At 46.3% G+C, this 16,444-nt stretch carries 15 protein-coding genes and 1 pseudogene; 14 read left to right on the forward strand and 2 right to left on the reverse strand.

Features of this window, described 5'->3' with window-relative positions; all coding sequences use genetic code 11:
- Positions 1-254: 254 nt before the first annotated feature.
- The 3 genes from MKX59_RS12270 (at position 255) to MKX59_RS12280 (ending at position 2,991) form a co-directional block, all read left to right on the forward strand.
- A complete protein-coding gene (locus MKX59_RS12270; protein ID WP_013310615.1) occupies positions 255-725 on the forward strand; it encodes a MarR family winged helix-turn-helix transcriptional regulator in 471 nt (156 codons plus the stop codon).
- Between the two features lie 294 nt (positions 726-1,019).
- Positions 1,020-1,505, forward strand: a complete 486-nt coding sequence (locus tag MKX59_RS12275; RefSeq protein ID WP_023989070.1) for a MarR family winged helix-turn-helix transcriptional regulator — start codon at positions 1,020-1,022, stop codon at positions 1,503-1,505.
- Positions 1,489-2,991 carry a DHA2 family efflux MFS transporter permease subunit gene (locus tag MKX59_RS12280; protein WP_028540693.1) on the forward strand — a complete coding sequence of 501 codons (1,503 nt, stop codon included), beginning with the start codon at positions 1,489-1,491 and terminating at the stop codon, positions 2,989-2,991. Before MKX59_RS12275 ends, MKX59_RS12280 begins: the two co-directional genes overlap by 17 nt.
- A 137-nt stretch (positions 2,992-3,128) precedes the next feature.
- Here the strand turns inward: MKX59_RS12280 and MKX59_RS12285 are convergent, their stop codons facing one another.
- Both MKX59_RS12285 and MKX59_RS12290 read right to left on the reverse strand, forming a co-directional pair.
- Complete coding sequence (locus MKX59_RS12285) at positions 3,129-3,875, reverse strand: RluA family pseudouridine synthase (RefSeq protein WP_023989069.1); 747 nt, start codon at positions 3,873-3,875, stop codon at positions 3,129-3,131.
- A 9-nt stretch (positions 3,876-3,884) separates the two neighbouring features.
- The gene (locus MKX59_RS12290) at positions 3,885-4,748 is read right to left on the reverse strand and encodes a class I SAM-dependent methyltransferase (protein ID WP_028540694.1); all 864 of its coding nucleotides are present in this window, start codon (positions 4,746-4,748) and stop codon (positions 3,885-3,887) included.
- Positions 4,749-5,112: 364 nt separating this feature from the next.
- Between MKX59_RS12290 and MKX59_RS12295 the strand changes: the two are divergent.
- The 11 genes and pseudogenes from MKX59_RS12295 to MKX59_RS12345 form a co-directional block, all read left to right on the forward strand.
- Positions 5,113-5,256, forward strand: a pseudogene (locus MKX59_RS12295) (hypothetical protein); the annotation flags it as partial.
- Positions 5,257-5,363: 107 nt separating this feature from the next.
- The gene (locus MKX59_RS12300) at positions 5,364-5,822 is read left to right on the forward strand and encodes a flavodoxin (RefSeq protein ID WP_034095047.1); all 459 of its coding nucleotides are present in this window, start codon (positions 5,364-5,366) and stop codon (positions 5,820-5,822) included.
- Positions 5,823-5,842: 20 nt separating this feature from the next.
- Positions 5,843-6,655, forward strand: coding sequence for a hypothetical protein (locus tag MKX59_RS12305; RefSeq protein ID WP_053325630.1), 813 nt, complete (start codon positions 5,843-5,845; stop codon positions 6,653-6,655).
- A gap of 357 nt (positions 6,656-7,012) precedes the next feature.
- The gene (locus MKX59_RS12310) at positions 7,013-7,666 is read left to right on the forward strand and encodes an HlyD family secretion protein (RefSeq protein ID WP_023989065.1); all 654 of its coding nucleotides are present in this window, start codon (positions 7,013-7,015) and stop codon (positions 7,664-7,666) included.
- Between the two features lie 15 nt (positions 7,667-7,681).
- Positions 7,682-9,199 (forward strand): DHA2 family efflux MFS transporter permease subunit, encoded by a 1,518-nt coding sequence (locus MKX59_RS12315; protein ID WP_023989064.1) that lies wholly within the window; start codon positions 7,682-7,684, stop codon positions 9,197-9,199.
- A gap of 68 nt (positions 9,200-9,267) precedes the next feature.
- Positions 9,268-10,734, forward strand: coding sequence for an efflux RND transporter periplasmic adaptor subunit (locus MKX59_RS12320; protein WP_023989063.1), 1,467 nt, complete (start codon positions 9,268-9,270; stop codon positions 10,732-10,734).
- Positions 10,735-10,956: 222 nt separating this feature from the next.
- Complete coding sequence (locus MKX59_RS12325; protein WP_340858440.1) at positions 10,957-11,799, forward strand: STM4015 family protein; 843 nt, start codon at positions 10,957-10,959, stop codon at positions 11,797-11,799.
- A 66-nt stretch (positions 11,800-11,865) separates the two neighbouring features.
- On the forward strand, positions 11,866-13,206 hold the full coding sequence (locus MKX59_RS12330; RefSeq protein WP_340858441.1) for an STM4014 family protein: 1,341 nt from the start codon (positions 11,866-11,868) through the stop codon (positions 13,204-13,206).
- On the forward strand, positions 13,199-13,981 hold the full coding sequence (locus tag MKX59_RS12335; RefSeq protein WP_023989060.1) for an STM4013/SEN3800 family hydrolase: 783 nt from the start codon (positions 13,199-13,201) through the stop codon (positions 13,979-13,981). Before MKX59_RS12330 ends, MKX59_RS12335 begins: the two co-directional genes overlap by 8 nt.
- Positions 13,982-14,050: 69 nt before the next feature.
- On the forward strand, positions 14,051-15,469 hold the full coding sequence (locus MKX59_RS12340; protein ID WP_028540700.1) for an STM4012 family radical SAM protein: 1,419 nt from the start codon (positions 14,051-14,053) through the stop codon (positions 15,467-15,469).
- A complete protein-coding gene (locus MKX59_RS12345; RefSeq protein ID WP_340858442.1) occupies positions 15,466-16,320 on the forward strand; it encodes an STM4011 family radical SAM protein in 855 nt (284 codons plus the stop codon). Before MKX59_RS12340 ends, MKX59_RS12345 begins: the two co-directional genes overlap by 4 nt.
- The last annotated feature ends 124 nt before the right edge of the window (positions 16,321-16,444 follow it).

The following is a 16,444-nucleotide window of genomic DNA, read 5'->3' on the forward strand; positions in this document are numbered from 1 at the left end:
AGCTCGAAAAAGAGAGGTCCTCTCGTGCCATTCCGGCACGAATGAGGACCTTTTTGCCGTCATGCTGTCGAACCCTGACCAGCCTTCAAAACCGAAGTGAGACTTCCTTCCCCTTTTCATTTCGTGCTCCAAAAACGGCAGGAAACCGGGGCTGAATGGCGAAAATTTAATGTGATGAAATACAATCCGGACGGTGGCCCATACGGTAACTTTGATGCTTTTACTGACCCTGTTATTTAAAGGAGTGAGGCAAAATGCAAACGACCGAATTTGCGAAAATCTGGTCCAGAATGGCTAAGGATTATAAGGTTCATATGGAGCAGCAGCTGGCTCCATCACTAACGGAAGCTCAACTTACGGTGCTGGAGGTTTTGAACGAATACGGCCGTATGAAACCGTCTCAACTAATCCCATATCTCGCCACCACACCAGCCGCGGTTACGATGCTGCTGGATCGGATGGAGCGGAATCGACTGGTCACCCGTTTCAGAGACGTAAAGGACCGTAGAATTGTATGGATTGTTATCTCGGATCAAGGGAGAGAAGAAGTAGAGCGTGGATTGCGAATCCGGGATGATTTTCTGGGTTCTGCACTAAACCGAATTTCTCAGCACAATCAAAATTTGCTGGTTTATTTGTTGGGGAAAATTACAACGAAGGCGAAAACTTCAGTAATGACAAGTGAGGCTGAGGGAGTAAAGGAACCAATAGAGCGAGCAGAATAACTAGAATGGCGGCTACATGAAAAGTAGCTGTACGCAGCAGATTATCATTTTAAGGTAAGTAGGAGTGCGCGGATGTAAATACCTATCGTGGTATTCATACCGCGCTTTTTTGTGTTGAAGTATAGGTGATATTTGGGTGAATGTTGACATTTACATAAGAGATGATAAAATAATAGTTATGAATAAATAACATTTCGTATGCAAATAGTTTCTAGTATATGTATATGTATATGTATATGTATATGTATATGAATATGGATTGTCAATTGGATATTAGAAAGAAGGATGGTTCCAGTGAGTGATAGAGAGGAAGACAGACTTGAGGTGTACCGGATTATTCAATCGGTAAGGGAGGTTAACAAAACGATATTTTATTCCTTCTGGAATGAGGAGCAGCATTTGGATCTGACGGCCATTCAGCATATGGCTTTGGCAATTCTGAATAAACGCCCCAACATCGGATTATCCGAGCTGGCAGACATAGCGCATGTGGGAAGCAGCTCTATGAGTGGGGTAGTTGACCGCTTGACCAAGGCGGGATATATTGCTCGCGGACGGCATGAGCATGACCGTAGATCCTTAGTGCTGACGCTTACGCCAGAAGGAAAAGATATCATGCAAAAAGTAGACGCCATGTGGATGGAGCGCGTCTTGCCCATTCTGGACATCCCGAAGGAGCAGCTAGAGATGGTCCTGGATATCCATAAACAAATGATCATGAAATTAACACCGAAGGGAATGAATCAACTTGAGCAGTCCTCAAATGACACTACCAGGTAATGTACGCAGAGCACCCATTGTGGCCGCTCTGTTGATTGGCGCGATTGTAGCGATATTAAATCAGACGTTGATCAGTGTGGCTTTACCGAAAATGATGAGTGATTTGAATATAGATGCCAATATAGCTCAGTGGCTTAGTACGGGCTTTATGCTCGTGAATGGGGTATTGATCCCGGTGACCGCGTTCTTGATTGCCCGTTTCTCCACTCGTAAATTGTTTATTAGCGCGATGACTATTTTTTCAATAGGCACGCTGTTATGTGCTGTAGCTCCAAGCTTCAGCATATTGCTGATCGGTCGGCTTATTCAGGCCGCGGGAGCAGGTATCATGATGCCCTTAATGATGGTGGTTATCTTGAACATCTACCCAATAGAGCGTCGTGGCCGGGCGATGGGAACCTTGGGGATTGCGATGGGTTTTGCTCCAGCCATTGGGCCAACCTTATCCGGTTATATAGTACAGCATTATGACTGGCGGGTTTTGTTCTGGATCATCCTGCCGATTTCAGTGATTTCGATTGTGATCGGATTTATTTTTCTGAAAAATGTAACGGAGCAGTCCAAGCCAAAGCTGGACATTCCCGGCATCATTTTGTCTACGCTCGGTTTCGGTGGAATATTATACGGCTTTAGTGATGCAGGAACATCGGGTTGGGGAAGTATTCCGGTCCTGTCTACGCTTATCGTTGGGACTATTGCGCTTATTTTGTTTATTGTTCGCCAACTGAAGGCAGATGAGCCTATGCTGGAGTTCCGTATCTTTAAATACGATGTGTACAGCTTGACGACAATCATTAACGTGATTGTGACGATGGCTTTGTACGCCGGTATGATATTGCTTCCGATTTATTTGCAAAATATTCGGGGGTTTACACCGCTCCAGTCCGGTATGCTAATGTTACCGGGAGCGATTCTGATGGGGCTCATGTCTCCTGTAACGGGGGCTATTTTTGACCGAATCGGAGCACGCTGGTTGTCTGTAATTGGCTTGCTGATCATGGCTATAACGACTTGGGAATTTACACGGTTGACCGAAACAACCACCTATATGACACTGTTAATTAATTATACGGTGCGGATGTTCGGGATGTCGTTGCTGATGATGCCGATCCAAACAGCCGGGTTGAATCAGCTTCCGCAACGATTGAATGCACATGGTACGGCGATGAGTAACACGCTGCGTATGATTTCTGGCTCGATTGGGACGGCAATTCTGGTGACAGTGATGTCAACACAGAGCAGCAACCGTTTGACATCGATTGTTACATCTGAGGGACTGACCGTGACAGATAAAGCGGGGATGCTGGCTGCAGGCAACCAAGCTACAATTTATGGGATTAACTCGGCTTTTATCATTGCAACAGTGTTGAGTGTGGCCGCTCTGATTTTAGCGTTTTTCATCAAAAATACGAATGCACAAAACGCCCATCCCCGTCAACAGCTGGTAAACAGCAAGAAGGGGCAGTCCGTGGCTTCCTCGTCATAAAAGGATGGGATGACGCATTAATTTAATTTTCTGCAAAAAAAAGAACCTGCAATGCATGTTTGTTTACATGCGTTGCAGGTTCTTTGTGCAAATGGGGTTGAAGATGTTGATATCCAGATAGGGCAGGGCTTTCCGGTTCAAATTTCAGACGTAATCATGTTCTCATAAAGCGACCGGGGCCATTCATTCCATGGAAATTGGACTGGAGGTAACGAGTGAAATCTCATATCGTCCTTGCTAACCGGATGCGGTGCTCCAGCGAGTAAGGACCAGAGCGCGAGCTGTTGACCGGGCCGGCTCAGATTACCGCCATATTTTTGGTCACCGTAGAGGGGACAGCCGATCGCCTGCATTTGCACACGAATTTGGTGTGAGCGTCCGGTGTGCAACTTAATCTGCACGAGACTGAGTCCATCTGCTTGTCCGATCATGCGGTACTCCAAAATGGCTTCCTTCGCACCAGCCGTGCCAGGCCGAACCGCTTGAACCGTGTTGGTACGGCTATCCTTTAGCAGATAATGGGTTAGACGGCCCTGTGGGGCCGTAGGAACGCCATTCAGAACTGCTGTATACAGTTTGTGAAAATGACGACTTCGAACCGACTCAGACAGGCGAGAAGCAGCTTTGGACGTCTTAGCAAAAATCATGGCTCCACCTACAGGCCGATCCAGTCTGTGAACTAAACCCAAAAAAACGTTACCAGGCTTATTGTGTCTAATTTTTAGATCTTCCTTGAGTAAAGACAACAGATCAGGATCACCACTGGCATCCTCTTGCGTTGGAACATTGACAGGCTTTACAACCGCCAAAACATGATTGTCCTCATAGAGGACAGGAATATTCGGCTGTGCATGCTCATGCCGGGTAAGTTCATTTTGAGTCATAAGAGGAATTTAAGCCTCCCAGCGTCCGAGAATACCACAAGGCAAATTCAATCCCGAGCGTGTGATCGGCAATCCAATTTCACCAGCGCTAATTTGGCCGCCGTACTTTTGTTGCATGGTCATGCTCAGCATGTTGCGCAATACAGTAGGCGAAATACCTGTAGTATAAGAGTTAATCAGCATGAACAGCGGTTGATCTGAAATAATGCTCATGCAGGATTCGAGAAACGGGTATAAGCTTTCTTCAAGCTTCCAAGTTTCTCCGTTTGGTCCGCGTCCGTAAGAAGGAGGGTCCATAATAATGGCATCATAACGGTTGCCCCGACGTTGTTCTCGTTGCACGAACTTGAATACGTCGTCCGTAATGAAGCGTACCGGACGGTCAGCCAGACCGGACAATTGAACGTTTTCCTTTGCCCACTGCACCATGCCTTTGGCGGCATCCACGTGAACTACACTAGCTCCAGCATACGCAGCAGCAGTCGTGGCTCCTCCCGTGTATGCAAACAGGTTCAGTACGGAAATTGGTCTGCCTGCGCCTTTGATTTTATCCATCATCCAGCTCCAGTTCGCTGCTTGCTCTGGAAAAAGACCGGTATGCTTGAAGCTGGTCGGTTTAATGTGGAATTTAAGCGGTCCATAGCTAATTGTCCAGCGCTCGGGGATAGGTTTTTTCATATCCCAGTTGCCACCACCGGAGGAACTACGGTGGTAATGTCCATGAACATTACGCCATTCGGCTGTTTCCTGGGCCAAAGGCCATATGATTTGCGGATCGGGACGACGCAGGACAATATCACCCCAACGTTCCAGTTTTTCACCACCGCCTGTATCCATTACTTCATAGTCTTTCCATTCTTGTGCTACATACATGTACAATCCATCCTTCAGCAGTCAATTCAGGATTCAGGCAGCAAGCTGCACAGAAATCCCCATATGGAGTCTATTGTACAACAAACCTCAGCAACAATCGAATGATTACATAAATAAGTAAGTAGTCAAATGGTCCAAAATATTTTTTCTAGGATGTACTTGTAATTATAGCGCTTCCATATTAAAATGAAATCAATCCCACTTGTACGTACAACCATCCGTTTTTTATCATAATAATGAAAAACGGATTGTATTGTACGTACATAATATTTTTTTATCAACACAGCTGAAGTTCCACTTAATTAAACACAAACTGCCTAAACTACCTGTAGCCAGCGTTTTGTGGTAGACGAAGCCTTCGTTCGAAGCTTCTGCCGAAGCGTGGATTCATGTTGGCGGAGCGCATTATAAGGTAATGACCTATGTTGTAACTAATAATTTGTTTATCCATAGAGTTTATCTGCCAATAGCCGCATGTAATGCGGCTGTTTTGCGTATATTTCCATAAGATTAAACCTAGTTTTTGAAATTAACATTTGACAATGAGAATCATTATCAAATATTATTTGAGTAACAGGGAGTGAAAGCATCCCATATTTCAAATAAAGGTGAGGGATGAACTTGGGTAAAATCATGATTGCTTATGCCAGTTTGACAGGTAATACAGAGGAAATCGCGGAATTGATCGCCGAGGGCGTCCGTCAGGCAGGGCACGAGGCGGAGTTGAAGGCTTCGTATGATTGCAGCGCGCAAGAACTGCTCGCATATGACGGGTTCCTACTGGGTGTATATACATGGGGAGATGGTGAGCTTCCTGATGAATTTTTGGATTTTTACGAGGAACTAGACGAGCTTGATTTGTCTGGTAAAAAGACCGCAGTATTTGGCAGTGGAGATACATCTTATACGCAATTCTGTGGCGCAGTGGACTTGGTAGAGGAAAAAGTCAAAGAACGCGGCGCATCGGTCATTCAGGAGAGTCTGAAGATTGAATTTAATCCATTGGATGATGATAAGGAGAATTGCCGAGCTTACGGAAGACAATTTGCACAGGCGGGTATTGGGGTGTCCTGAGAAGAGAGTGAGGGATAGGTATGCGCAATAGCGATGGCTTAAGCGCCTTTCCTCTTCTGCACGACTATCAGCTTGAGGAGATGTGGAGAACTCCACAGCCAATTCGTCAATCACAGAGGAAAAGAGGGCGTGAGGGTTGGAATTGGCGGCAACGGGTTCAATATGCAATAGGGCATGCGCTGAACGAATACTTTGGAATGGAAGTAGAAGTGCGGCGGGAAGTCCCTGTCCAGTATGTGCTGGAGAAATGGTGGCCCAAGCAGTCAGACAGCTTTGAATCTTTGTTCCATTATTGGGATGTCAAAAATAAAGTGTCAGGTGAGTTGTCAAAAATTTGTGGCTTAAATAATGACTTGCTGGTACCTGTAATGCTGTATGAACAATTTTGTACGTCTGTGCCTGAGTTAGAGGTCAATATTTCGCTTATTGTTCAGGCTGCTTGGCAACTATCAGCAGAAGCAGATTCCCTGCTCATTCAAAAGTACATCGTTGACTATAACCCTAACGTTATTAGTACGTTCCAACATATGACAAATGTATTTTGTTATTATGCATTTGGAGCTCTTCCTCAGCTTATTGAGGTATATTGTCTGCTAGAAGGCAAGAAGGTCCGTTTCATTCCGGGACCTTCTTCTTTACAGCAATCTCTGGATTACGTGCTGCTATTACGGGATTCCAAAGAGTATGTACATGGGACAACAGAACGCTGCCGTTGCGGGGGTTGCATGGAAAAGCAAGCTTCTCAAGGGAATAGAATGAATAGGAACACGAAGGAAGGGCAGGGGGCGAAAAACTGCAAACAACGGTCAGCTGTACCTACGCCTTTCTCATAACGTTACTGTGTAACCCTTTAATTGTAAACTATCCCTTTTCGTGAAAGAGCCTTGGAAACAAGGCTCTTTTTTATGAAAAAAAATTATGAAAAAACTGAAAATTTATGTTGCCTGAATAGATAAATATATCTATAATATTTCAATGTACAATAGTTATATGAAAATATTTAAATATAAAAAGACGGTTTGTGGATCATGGATCAGATTGTCCTATGTACATAAAGTTAGTCCTGTCTTTTGCATGGAATGTTGCCATGTGTTTATTTACGTTCTCTATTTGGTTTAATGGCCTAATATTTCAATTTTAAAATATTAGCGTTGAATAATAAAATTTTTTGGACAACAGGGGTGGAAGAAGTGAGTAAGAAAACTGTATTGCCAATCCTCATTGTACTGCTCATTCTGAGCGGTGGAGCTATTGGCTACTATTATTGGTATCAGGCAACACACTTTGTTAAAAGTGACGATGCGCGCATTCAAGCCGATCAATATAAGGTAATGCCGCAAATCTCCGGAGAAATTAGCCACATTGATGTGGAAGAAGGAGATGTTGTTCAGCGTAACGAACCGATTGCCGAGCAGGATGTATCGGGGCTGGATGCGAGTATGATCAGCAAGTCCGTACTGCGCGCGCCGATCAACGGAACCGTTATTAAGATTTATTCGAAAGAGCATGAAATCGGATCGCCGGGTAGTGCTGTTGCAACTATGGTGGATATGAACAGCTTGTACGTATCCACGAACATTGAAGAAACCGATATTAACCGTATTAAACCAGGACAGCTTGTTGATATTACGCTTGATGCAGCAGGTGACCAGGTGATTCAGGGTAAAGTTCGTAAAGTGGGCGAAGCCTCCAACGCCGTGTTCTCACTCGTTCCTGCAGTGAACACAAGTGGTAACTTTAACAAGGTGACTCAGCGTGTGCCTGTAGAGATTGCTGTGAACAAGCCGAAGGATATGAAGCTTATCCCTGGAACGAACGTGGAAGTAAAAATTCATACACCTTAAAAAGGAGGGGTCCATGTGGCTGCCAATGATATTGCTGCTGCTCCTTCGACAGATTCTTCCAAAGAACGCTGGCTTGCCTTTTTCGCTATCGTTTTAGGCGCCTTTGTCGCCATTCTGAACAACAGTCTGATCAATGTCGCCATTCCTAGATTGACGACGGATTTAGGATCTACGACGACACGTATTCAGTGGGTTATTACAGGTTACACGCTTGCATCTGGTGTAATTGTACCGATTACCGGATATATGGAGCAGCGCCTCGGATACAAAAAGTTTTTGATTCTTGCGCTCAGCGTGTTTTCGCTGGGAACGGGAATATGTATTTTTGCATGGAGTGATTCTTCCCTGATCGCAGCACGGGTGCTGGCTGGTCTGGGCGGTGGTGTTATTATGCCGCTGAGTATGACGATTATTTACAAAATTATGCCGCGTGAACAAATCGGTATGTCCCTTGGTATATGGGGGATCGCCGCAATGGCAGCGCCGGCTGTAGGGCCTACGCTCAGCGGATATTTAATTGAGTGGTTTAACTGGCGGTTCTTGTTTATTGTCAGTGTGCCAGTTGCTTTATTTGCAATTTTAATGGTTATTCTTCTAATCAAAGAACCGCCTAAAGTAGAGCCGAAGCCGTTTGATCTACCGGGCTTTTTGCTGGCCGCAACTTGTGCCGGAACACTTTTGTACGCACTGACAAACGGACAGCGTGATGGCTGGACTTCTTTTGGAATTGTATCCTTGCTGTTTGTTGCTTTCTGGGCACTTGTTTTTCTGATCTATGTAGAAAGCGGCAAGGATAATGCGGTAATTGAAATCTCATTATTCAAGAATTCAAAATATACGATTAGTGTCATTGCTTCCAGTCTGGTCATGATGGGGATGTACGGAGGAACGTTCCTAACACCGTTGTTTTTGCAAAATATCCAGCGTGTGTCACCGATTGATACCGGTATTATCCTCATTCCACAGGCCATTGCCATGGCGGCTATGATGCCTATTGCCGGGAAGCTGTTCGATAAGTTCGGCATTGTGCCTTTGGGACTTGTGGGTCTGACGCTAACCAGCTTTATGACCTATCATCTTCACCAGCTTACGCCAGATACTTCGCATGCCTGGTTGGAAACCGTAATGGCATTACGGGGTCTGGGAATTGGTATTTGCATGATGCCATTGTCCACGGTCGGCATGAATGCCGTTCATCCGAGCAAGGTAGCCAATGCGTCTACAGCGTCCAATCTGGTACGTACTGTGGCTGCATCTATGGCGATTGCGGTGCTAACCGCCATTATGCAAAGCCGTTCGGCTGCTCATGCCCAGCAAATTTCGGAGTCCATTACACCAGACTCGGCTCATACGCTACAAGCGACATTGGGCAGCTCATGGATGTCATCCATAAGTAGTTTAATCACACTGGATGCTACATCAAGAGGAATTGGGGATACGTTCCTCATTTCATCCATACCGCTGTTTTGCACGATTCCACTAATCTTTTTGTTTATTCAGAGGAAGAAAGCAAAGACACAGCCGGAAGCATAACCAAAGAACTATAAAATACGACTGGATGGCTTACATTATTTCCACGGACAGAAAGAAAGGGAATTATCATGAAAATATTGAGAGTAGAAAGTACATTAGCGGCTTTAGTGCTCGGCGGCGCAGTGCTGGCAGGCTGCTCCAGTAATAGCGGGGCGGCTCAGGATATGGTCGTTCCGGTTAAAATCAGCCAAGCACAGCAGGGAATTATCGGACAGGGAAATATTTATACAGGAACCGTAACACCTTCGGAGACGGTGAACATCGTGCCTAAAGTGGGCGGCAAAGTGGTTGAACTGCCTGTGGATATTGGCACCGAGGTTAAAAAGGGTCAAGTACTGTTCAAGCTTGATGATAAGGACATGCGGAATAATGTTGCGAAAGCCCGCGCCGCAGCAGCTGCGGCAGCAGCCGGAGTAAGCACCGCTCAAGCATCCCACGAATCTACGATGGTTCAAGCAAACTCGGGCTTAGTGCAGTCCAAGAGCGGCGTGATTCAATCCCAAAGCGCAATCAATCAGGCACAGGGGGCTATTAATCAAGCCACTACAGCCGTAGAACAAGCAACACATGGTGTCTCCTCGGCAGCCAATACGGTGAAACAAACGCAGCAAGCTTTGGCAGATGCACAGAAAAATGTAACACGCACACAAAGTCTATTTGATGCAGGTGCGAGTACCCAAGCACAATTAGAACAAGCCAAAACAGCAGTTGTGAATGCGGAAGCGGCTTACAATAATGCACAAAATGCTCAGGCTAATGCGCAAGATCAGTTGGTAGCTGCGCAGAAGGCCCTAACTACAGCTCGCAACAGCTATGATTCAGCAAAAAATAGCTATAGTAATGCCAATAGCGGTTACAGTAATGCGCAAAATCAGCTCAAAGTATCTCAAAATACTGCGGTTATCGAGTCCAGCCAACAATCTTTTAAGCAGGCTCAGCTGAATGTGAACATTGCTCAGGATGCATTGGATGACACCGTTGTTACATCACCGATCAATGGTATTGTGGGTACGAAAAATGCAGAAGTGGGCGAAATGGTATCCGCTCAGTCTCCTGCACTGGTCATCGCTAATCTGAGTACAGTCAATACTTTGATCTATGTTCCAGCGGAACAGATCAACAATGTAAAAGCAGGTGACAAGGTACAGGTTCGTGTTGCAGCTTCCAACATTGTAACAACAGGTACAGTTAAAAATGTAAGCCCGTTGGATGCAAGTGGAAAAGGCTATCCTGTAAAAATCTCAGTAGCGAATCCAGACACGAAACTGAAATCCGGTATGTTGGCTGATATCAGCTTTGTCGCTGCCAATGCACAAGAAGGCATTGTGGTTCCTACTGCGGCAGTTCAAAAGGATCAAGGAAAAGAATATGTATATGTTGTAAACGGAGACCATGCGAAACGTAAGGAAGTGAAGACTGTTCAGACGGCAGGTTCCCAAACACTCGTTACCAGTGGTTTGAGCAATGAGGAGAATGTGATCGTGAATAATCTGGCATTGCTGTCCGATAACTCACCGATTACAATTAGCCAATAATTTGGCTCTAAACTCACGTACTATATAATAGTAGAAGTTTATTGTGAATATGCAAGACAGCCTGCTTAGCGGGCTGTCTTGTTTTTATTTCATTGAGCACATTTTACATAGGATTGATGTCGAAGCGGGACTATTTTTGACGAACATTGGTAGAATAGGATAGACTAAATTGGAAATAGATAGTTTACGAGATCTCAGACAAGCGATCGGAGGAATTGTAAGATGGAAGTGAAATTGGTAGTGGATTATGAAGCTTATGAGAATGGCCAAACGATGGCTAAATCTATTGAGGAACTGGCAGCCAAGCCGGAGAGCGCGCAAATTACTGATCTCATCATTGGAGATTGGGGCGGCGCCTATGAAAGTTCACCAGAGGATTTTATCCCAGTGTTAGTGAAGCTCAAAGATCAATTCCCTAAGATACGCAAACTGTTTATTGGTGATATGGAATATGATGAGTGTGAGGTTTCATGGATTAACCAGACGAATCTGTCCCCGTTGTTAGAAGCGTTTCCAGCATTGGAGTCCTTTCATATCAAAGGAAGCCAGGACCTGAGCTTGGAGCCGCTTCGTCATAGCCATCTTCAGGAATTGGTTATTATCTGTGGTGGCCTGCCTGTGAGGGTTCTTCAGCAAATACGTAATGCCGAACTGCCTGAACTACGCAAGCTGGAACTGTATTTGGGTGTCGAGGACTATGGTTTTGACGGTAACCTCAATGATATTTTGCCGTTCTTGGACAGCAATCCTTTTCCCAAACTTACATACTTGGGACTCAAAGATAGTGAAATACAGGATGAAATTGCAATTGCAGCAGCTAATGCCCCTGTGATTGGACAGCTGGAAGTGCTGGATCTCTCACAAGGTACGTTGTCTGATAAAGGTGCAGAAGCGCTGCTGGCTAGTGAAAGTATAAAAGGGCTGAAGCATCTGGATTTGAGCTATCATTATATGTCTAGTGAAATGATGCAACGTTGGAAAAGCTCGGGTCTATCTGTGAACGTGGAAGATCAACAAGAAGCGGATGAGGAAGATGATTGGCGCTATCCATCACTGACTGAGTAATTTGTTAAATGGATTTCTAAAACGGACTGTTTTCAAAATTAAAATGATCTAAAGTGAGGCGGCTCTATGGTTAGGATGTCAGACTGTAATGTCAGCGAGCCGTTTATCTTGTTCGGTAATCCGGGGAATCGTCGAACTACCGGGCTGCAGGAGGCGCGAAGCAGATTAAAGCTTCCGCCCGCTCTGGAGGTTTCCTATAAGAATGTGCTGGAAGCTATTCGGCAGAAACAAGGTCTGAGCGAGCTGATGTTGCGAATAGCTGCACGAGCTACGCAGGATAGCGTGAATGGCAGTTCTTTTGTGCAAGAGAGCATTGATCAGTTACTGGCGGGGCAGATGGACAGTGGTTCGCTGCTTCGTCTGGATGCACCGGGCGAAAACTTTGAGGTAGAGCGTGAGTTGATTGCTCTGGGCGCCTCGGATGTTGAGGGAGACGATTCTCTGTTGCCATGGCCCGAATGGACACAAGGCACAGGTATAGCGGCGGCAGAAGCGCGACGTCTGCAGGAGCAGCACGGTCGTATTTGGCACCCGGCACAATGGTTCCGGGGCTATTGCCGTCTGCTGGCCTGGCTGCGGGATGAAGTGGCTCTGCTCTGGCCCTCGTCACACTGGATGAATGATCCGGCGGAAGTGGCCGTGATGTTCGACAAACGGCGTTGTAGCGCCGATTTAGGCAAGGCAGACATAAGGGTCCCGCCAGTACTTGCATCTTCAGGTGGTGCATTTCGTGATGTTGATGATCTGCACACGGCAATGAAGGAGAGCGGGTTTCACCGCGTATTTGTGAAAATATTTTGTGGGTCCGGTGCTTCTGGTGTCATGGCCTATCAGGTACATCCCCATACACACGCGGAACTGGCGGTGACCACGATTGGAACGGAAATCATACACGGACAGCGCGTGTATTATAATGCCGGACGATTACGTCGTTATACGAATAAGCAGGACATTCATGCTATCCTTAACTGGCTATGCCTGGAAGGGGTACATGTGGAGCGCTGGATTCCCAAAGCGACCCTGAACGGGCGTGTTTATGATGTGCGTCAACTCGTGTGCGGATCAGAAGCTTGCCATGCGGTTTTGCGTTTGAGCCACAGTCCCATTACCAATTTGCATTTGCGTAATGAGCGGCTCTCGCTGAAGGAAGCCGGATTACCACAGAGTACGGTGGAATCGGTCCAGCTTACTGCGAAAGCTGCTATGAGTGTTTTTCCGGCGTCCATGGTCGCTGGGCTGGATGTGCTTGTTCCGGCTCATGGGGGTCGTCCCTATGTGTTGGATGTTAATCCGTTCGGTGATTTGCTGTACCGGGTTGAACATCAGGGTTGGAATCCGTATGAATGGGAAATGCAGCACCTCGCTAATAGGAGCGTGGTTAGGGAAAGGAAAGACAGATATGACTGATATGAACCAAATTGTCGGCTCTCATGATATTGTCATGATTACGCTGGATACCCTGCGTTATGATGTAGCAAAGCTGGAGGAAGAGAACTGTCCGAATTTGTGTGGCTCCGGGTCGTGGGAAAAGCGCCATACACCGGGGAGCTTTACCTATGCTGCACATCATGCTTTTTTTGGCGGATTTTTGCCGACTCCGGCGAATACGGATAAGACTTCACATATCCGACTGTTTCACACAAAGGATACGGGACTGCGTACGCATCCACATACCTGGCTGTTCGATGCCCCGGATATTGTGTCCGGGCTAGAGGGTGAAGGTTATCGGACCATCTGTATCGGCGGCGTTATTTTTTTCACGAAGAAAAATAAGCTTGCCAAGGTGCTGCCTGGATATTTTCAAGAAAGCTACTGGCGTATGAACTTTGGCGTTACCAACCCCCGTTCGACGGAGAATCAGGTGAATCATGCTCTGAAACTGTTGGGGAATACAGACCCGTCGCAGCGCTTGTTTTTGTTTCTGAATGTATCAGCGATTCATGGGCCAAATCATTATTTTGTGAAGGGCTCTGCTAAAGATTCAGTGGAGTCTCAACGGGCAGCCTTGCGGTATGTGGATGGTGAACTTGGACGTTTGTTTGATGCCTTACGAAATCGGGGCAAAACGTTTTGTATGGTTTTTTCCGATCATGGTACAGCTTATGGGGAAGACGGCTATGAAGGACATCGTCTGGCGCATGAGGTAGTCTGGAATGTGCCTTACCGCGAATTTATATTATAGAGCAAATAGAAATATAGATTGCACTGGTAAAAAATCAAGAAATCAATCCAGCGCGAGGAAGGAGCAGAAATGAAAGCCATGAATCTGAATCACTCGCATCCAACGGGTGCGGCAGCCCAGGAGATAGATACAAACTTAACACCGTCTAGGTTTCAGTGGCCTGAAACTCCTGTTGAATGGGCACGCACGATCCGTGAAGCTCCCTATCGCTCCTATCTGTACTCTTACCCACATAAAACGGCCTATCGCCCGTTTGATACACCGCTCTCGTTGCAGGAGTTGTGGGAGAAGGAGGAGTTAGAAAGCAATTTTTTGTATATGCATATTCCATTTTGCGCGGCTCGCTGTGGATTTTGTAATCTCTTCACTTTGCCGGACAAGCGTCTGGATGTACATAAGGAGTATGTGGATGCGCTAGAAAGACAAGCCAAGCAATGGGCACCAATTATGGGCCGTCGGCCTTTTTCGCGTTTTGCGATCGGCGGCGGTACACCGACCTTACTGGAGGCTCCTTTGGTGGAGCGTTTGTTTGACATTGCGGAAAATATAATGGGACTGGACCCTAAACGAGCTTCTATTTCGGTGGAAACCTCTCCTGATACTGTGACTGAGGATAGGTTGGAGGTGCTCAAGCGCCGCGGGACAGATCGTGTCAGCATGGGAATTCAGAGCTTTGTGGAATCAGAAAGTGCCGCCATATACCGACCTCAGAAGCCAAAACTTGTTAGAGAAGCACTTGAGCGGCTGGTGGAATACAACTTTCCTTTGCTGAACGTGGATCTGATCTATGGCCTGCCTGGTCAAACGGTGGAAACCTGGCTGTATTCTTTAGAGGAAGCACTGTCTTACTCGCCAGGAGAGATTTTTCTTTACCCGTTATATATTCGAGAAAATACGATTTTAAAGCCAGGCTATACCGGGCTGGATCATGATATTCGCCTTACTTTGTATGAAGTGGCGCGTGAACGGCTCAAACAGGCAGGATATGTACAATATTCTATGCGCCGTTTTGCTAAAAATGATGGTATATCCAGCAAAGAGCTTTTGCCCTACAGTTGTCAGGAGGAAGGTATGGCCGGTCTGGGGTGTGGTGCACGCTCCTATACACGCAATGTCCACTATGCTAGCCGTTATGGTGTTAGTGCAGCAGCTACGCGTAGTATTATCGCAGATTATGTTGCTGCGGAACGTCATGATCTGGCTGACTACGGCTTTATTTTAAATGTGGATGAGAGTAAGCGACGCTTTATCTTAAAGGCGCTTCTTCATCGTGAAGGTTTGGAGCTATCGGCCTATGCAGAGCGCTTCGGTGTATCCCTGTCGGACGATTTTACAGGAATGTCGTTGCTGCTGGAATCTGGTATGGCTGTCGTCGAGGAGGGTACGCTGCGACTTACAGAGGAAGGAATGGCCTATTCCGATGCGATTGGGGACTGGATGATCTCCACGTCAGTACGTGAGCGCATGGAAGGATATGTAGGCGCATGAGAGCGACCTTATATTATCGTGGTTCGTTGACCTCTTGCAACTATGCTTGTCCTTACTGCCCGTTCAGTAAAAACGTTGATAGTCGGGAAACGTTGAACAAGGATCGGGCCCAGTTGGAACGTTTTGCTGATTGGGTACGGGAACAGGGCGCTTTGGGGCATCGTCTCTCTATTTTTTTTAATCCGTATGGAGAAGCCTTAATTCATTCCTGGTATCGCAAGACCATGATTGAGTTTTCCCACATGGCGCATGTGGAAAAAGTGGCGGTACAGACGAATCTATCGACTAAGCTGGATTGGACGCAAGAACTGAACCCGGAGACTGCTGCGCTGTGGGCTACATATCACCCTGGAGAGACGAAAGAGCAAGTTTTTATATCGCAGGCTATAAAGCTATATGAACTTGGTATTTCCTATAGTGTCGGTACCGTCGGGTTAAGACAGGCATTTCCGGCTATTCGTTCCTTACGATCGCAACTTCCAAAGGATGTTTATTTGTGGATCAACGCCTACAAGGATCGCCCCCATTATTATACGGATGCCGAGATGGACGAATTGGCTGTAATCGACCCCTATTTCCAATGGAATTTGCAGGATTACAGCAGTCAGGGGCGAGCATGTCGTGCCGGAGAGGATGTATTTTATGTTCAAGGCGATGGACGTGTAAAGCATTGCTATCAGGATCGACGTGTAATTGGGCATCTGTACAGGGATGGCTTGGAAGGTCTGAGCGGCAAGCGCCCGTGTCGGATGAAAGAATGCGGCTGCTATATCGGCTATATCCATATGGAGGAGCAGCCGTTTCGGGAAATGTACGGTCGCGGCTTGCTCGAAAGGGTGCCGCAAAGGTAGATGAATTCAAACTTCTAATGGTAGCTAAAATACTGTAGTGTGGTATACCGATTTGACTAATGCAAATGAGCCCATCACCGATTGCTTGGAAGTTGATTTATTTCCAATTGGCATCGGGATGGGC

It is taken from the genome of Paenibacillus sp. FSL R7-0340 (assembly GCF_038002205.1).
GTDB lineage: Bacteria > Bacillota > Bacilli > Paenibacillales > Paenibacillaceae > Paenibacillus > Paenibacillus polymyxa_B.

Coding starts and splice junctions, on each gene's coding strand:
- MKX59_RS12270 (WP_013310615.1), top strand. CDS start 255: ATGCAAACGACCGAATTTGCGAAAATCTGGTCCAGAATGGCTAAGGAT.
- MKX59_RS12280 (WP_028540693.1), top strand. CDS start 1,489: ATGACACTACCAGGTAATGTACGCAGAGCACCCATTGTGGCCGCTCTG.
- MKX59_RS12285 (WP_023989069.1), bottom strand. CDS start 3,875: ATGACTCAAAATGAACTTACCCGGCATGAGCATGCACAGCCGAATATT.
- MKX59_RS12290 (WP_028540694.1), bottom strand. CDS start 4,748: ATGTATGTAGCACAAGAATGGAAAGACTATGAAGTAATGGATACAGGC.
- MKX59_RS12300 (WP_034095047.1), top strand. CDS start 5,364: ATGAACTTGGGTAAAATCATGATTGCTTATGCCAGTTTGACAGGTAAT.
- MKX59_RS12305 (WP_053325630.1), top strand. CDS start 5,843: ATGCGCAATAGCGATGGCTTAAGCGCCTTTCCTCTTCTGCACGACTAT.
- MKX59_RS12320 (WP_023989063.1), top strand. CDS start 9,268: ATGAAAATATTGAGAGTAGAAAGTACATTAGCGGCTTTAGTGCTCGGC.
- MKX59_RS12325 (WP_340858440.1), top strand. CDS start 10,957: ATGGAAGTGAAATTGGTAGTGGATTATGAAGCTTATGAGAATGGCCAA.
- MKX59_RS12330 (WP_340858441.1), top strand. CDS start 11,866: ATGGTTAGGATGTCAGACTGTAATGTCAGCGAGCCGTTTATCTTGTTC.
- MKX59_RS12335 (WP_023989060.1), top strand. CDS start 13,199: ATGACTGATATGAACCAAATTGTCGGCTCTCATGATATTGTCATGATT.
- MKX59_RS12340 (WP_028540700.1), top strand. CDS start 14,051: ATGAAAGCCATGAATCTGAATCACTCGCATCCAACGGGTGCGGCAGCC.
- MKX59_RS12345 (WP_340858442.1), top strand. CDS start 15,466: ATGAGAGCGACCTTATATTATCGTGGTTCGTTGACCTCTTGCAACTAT.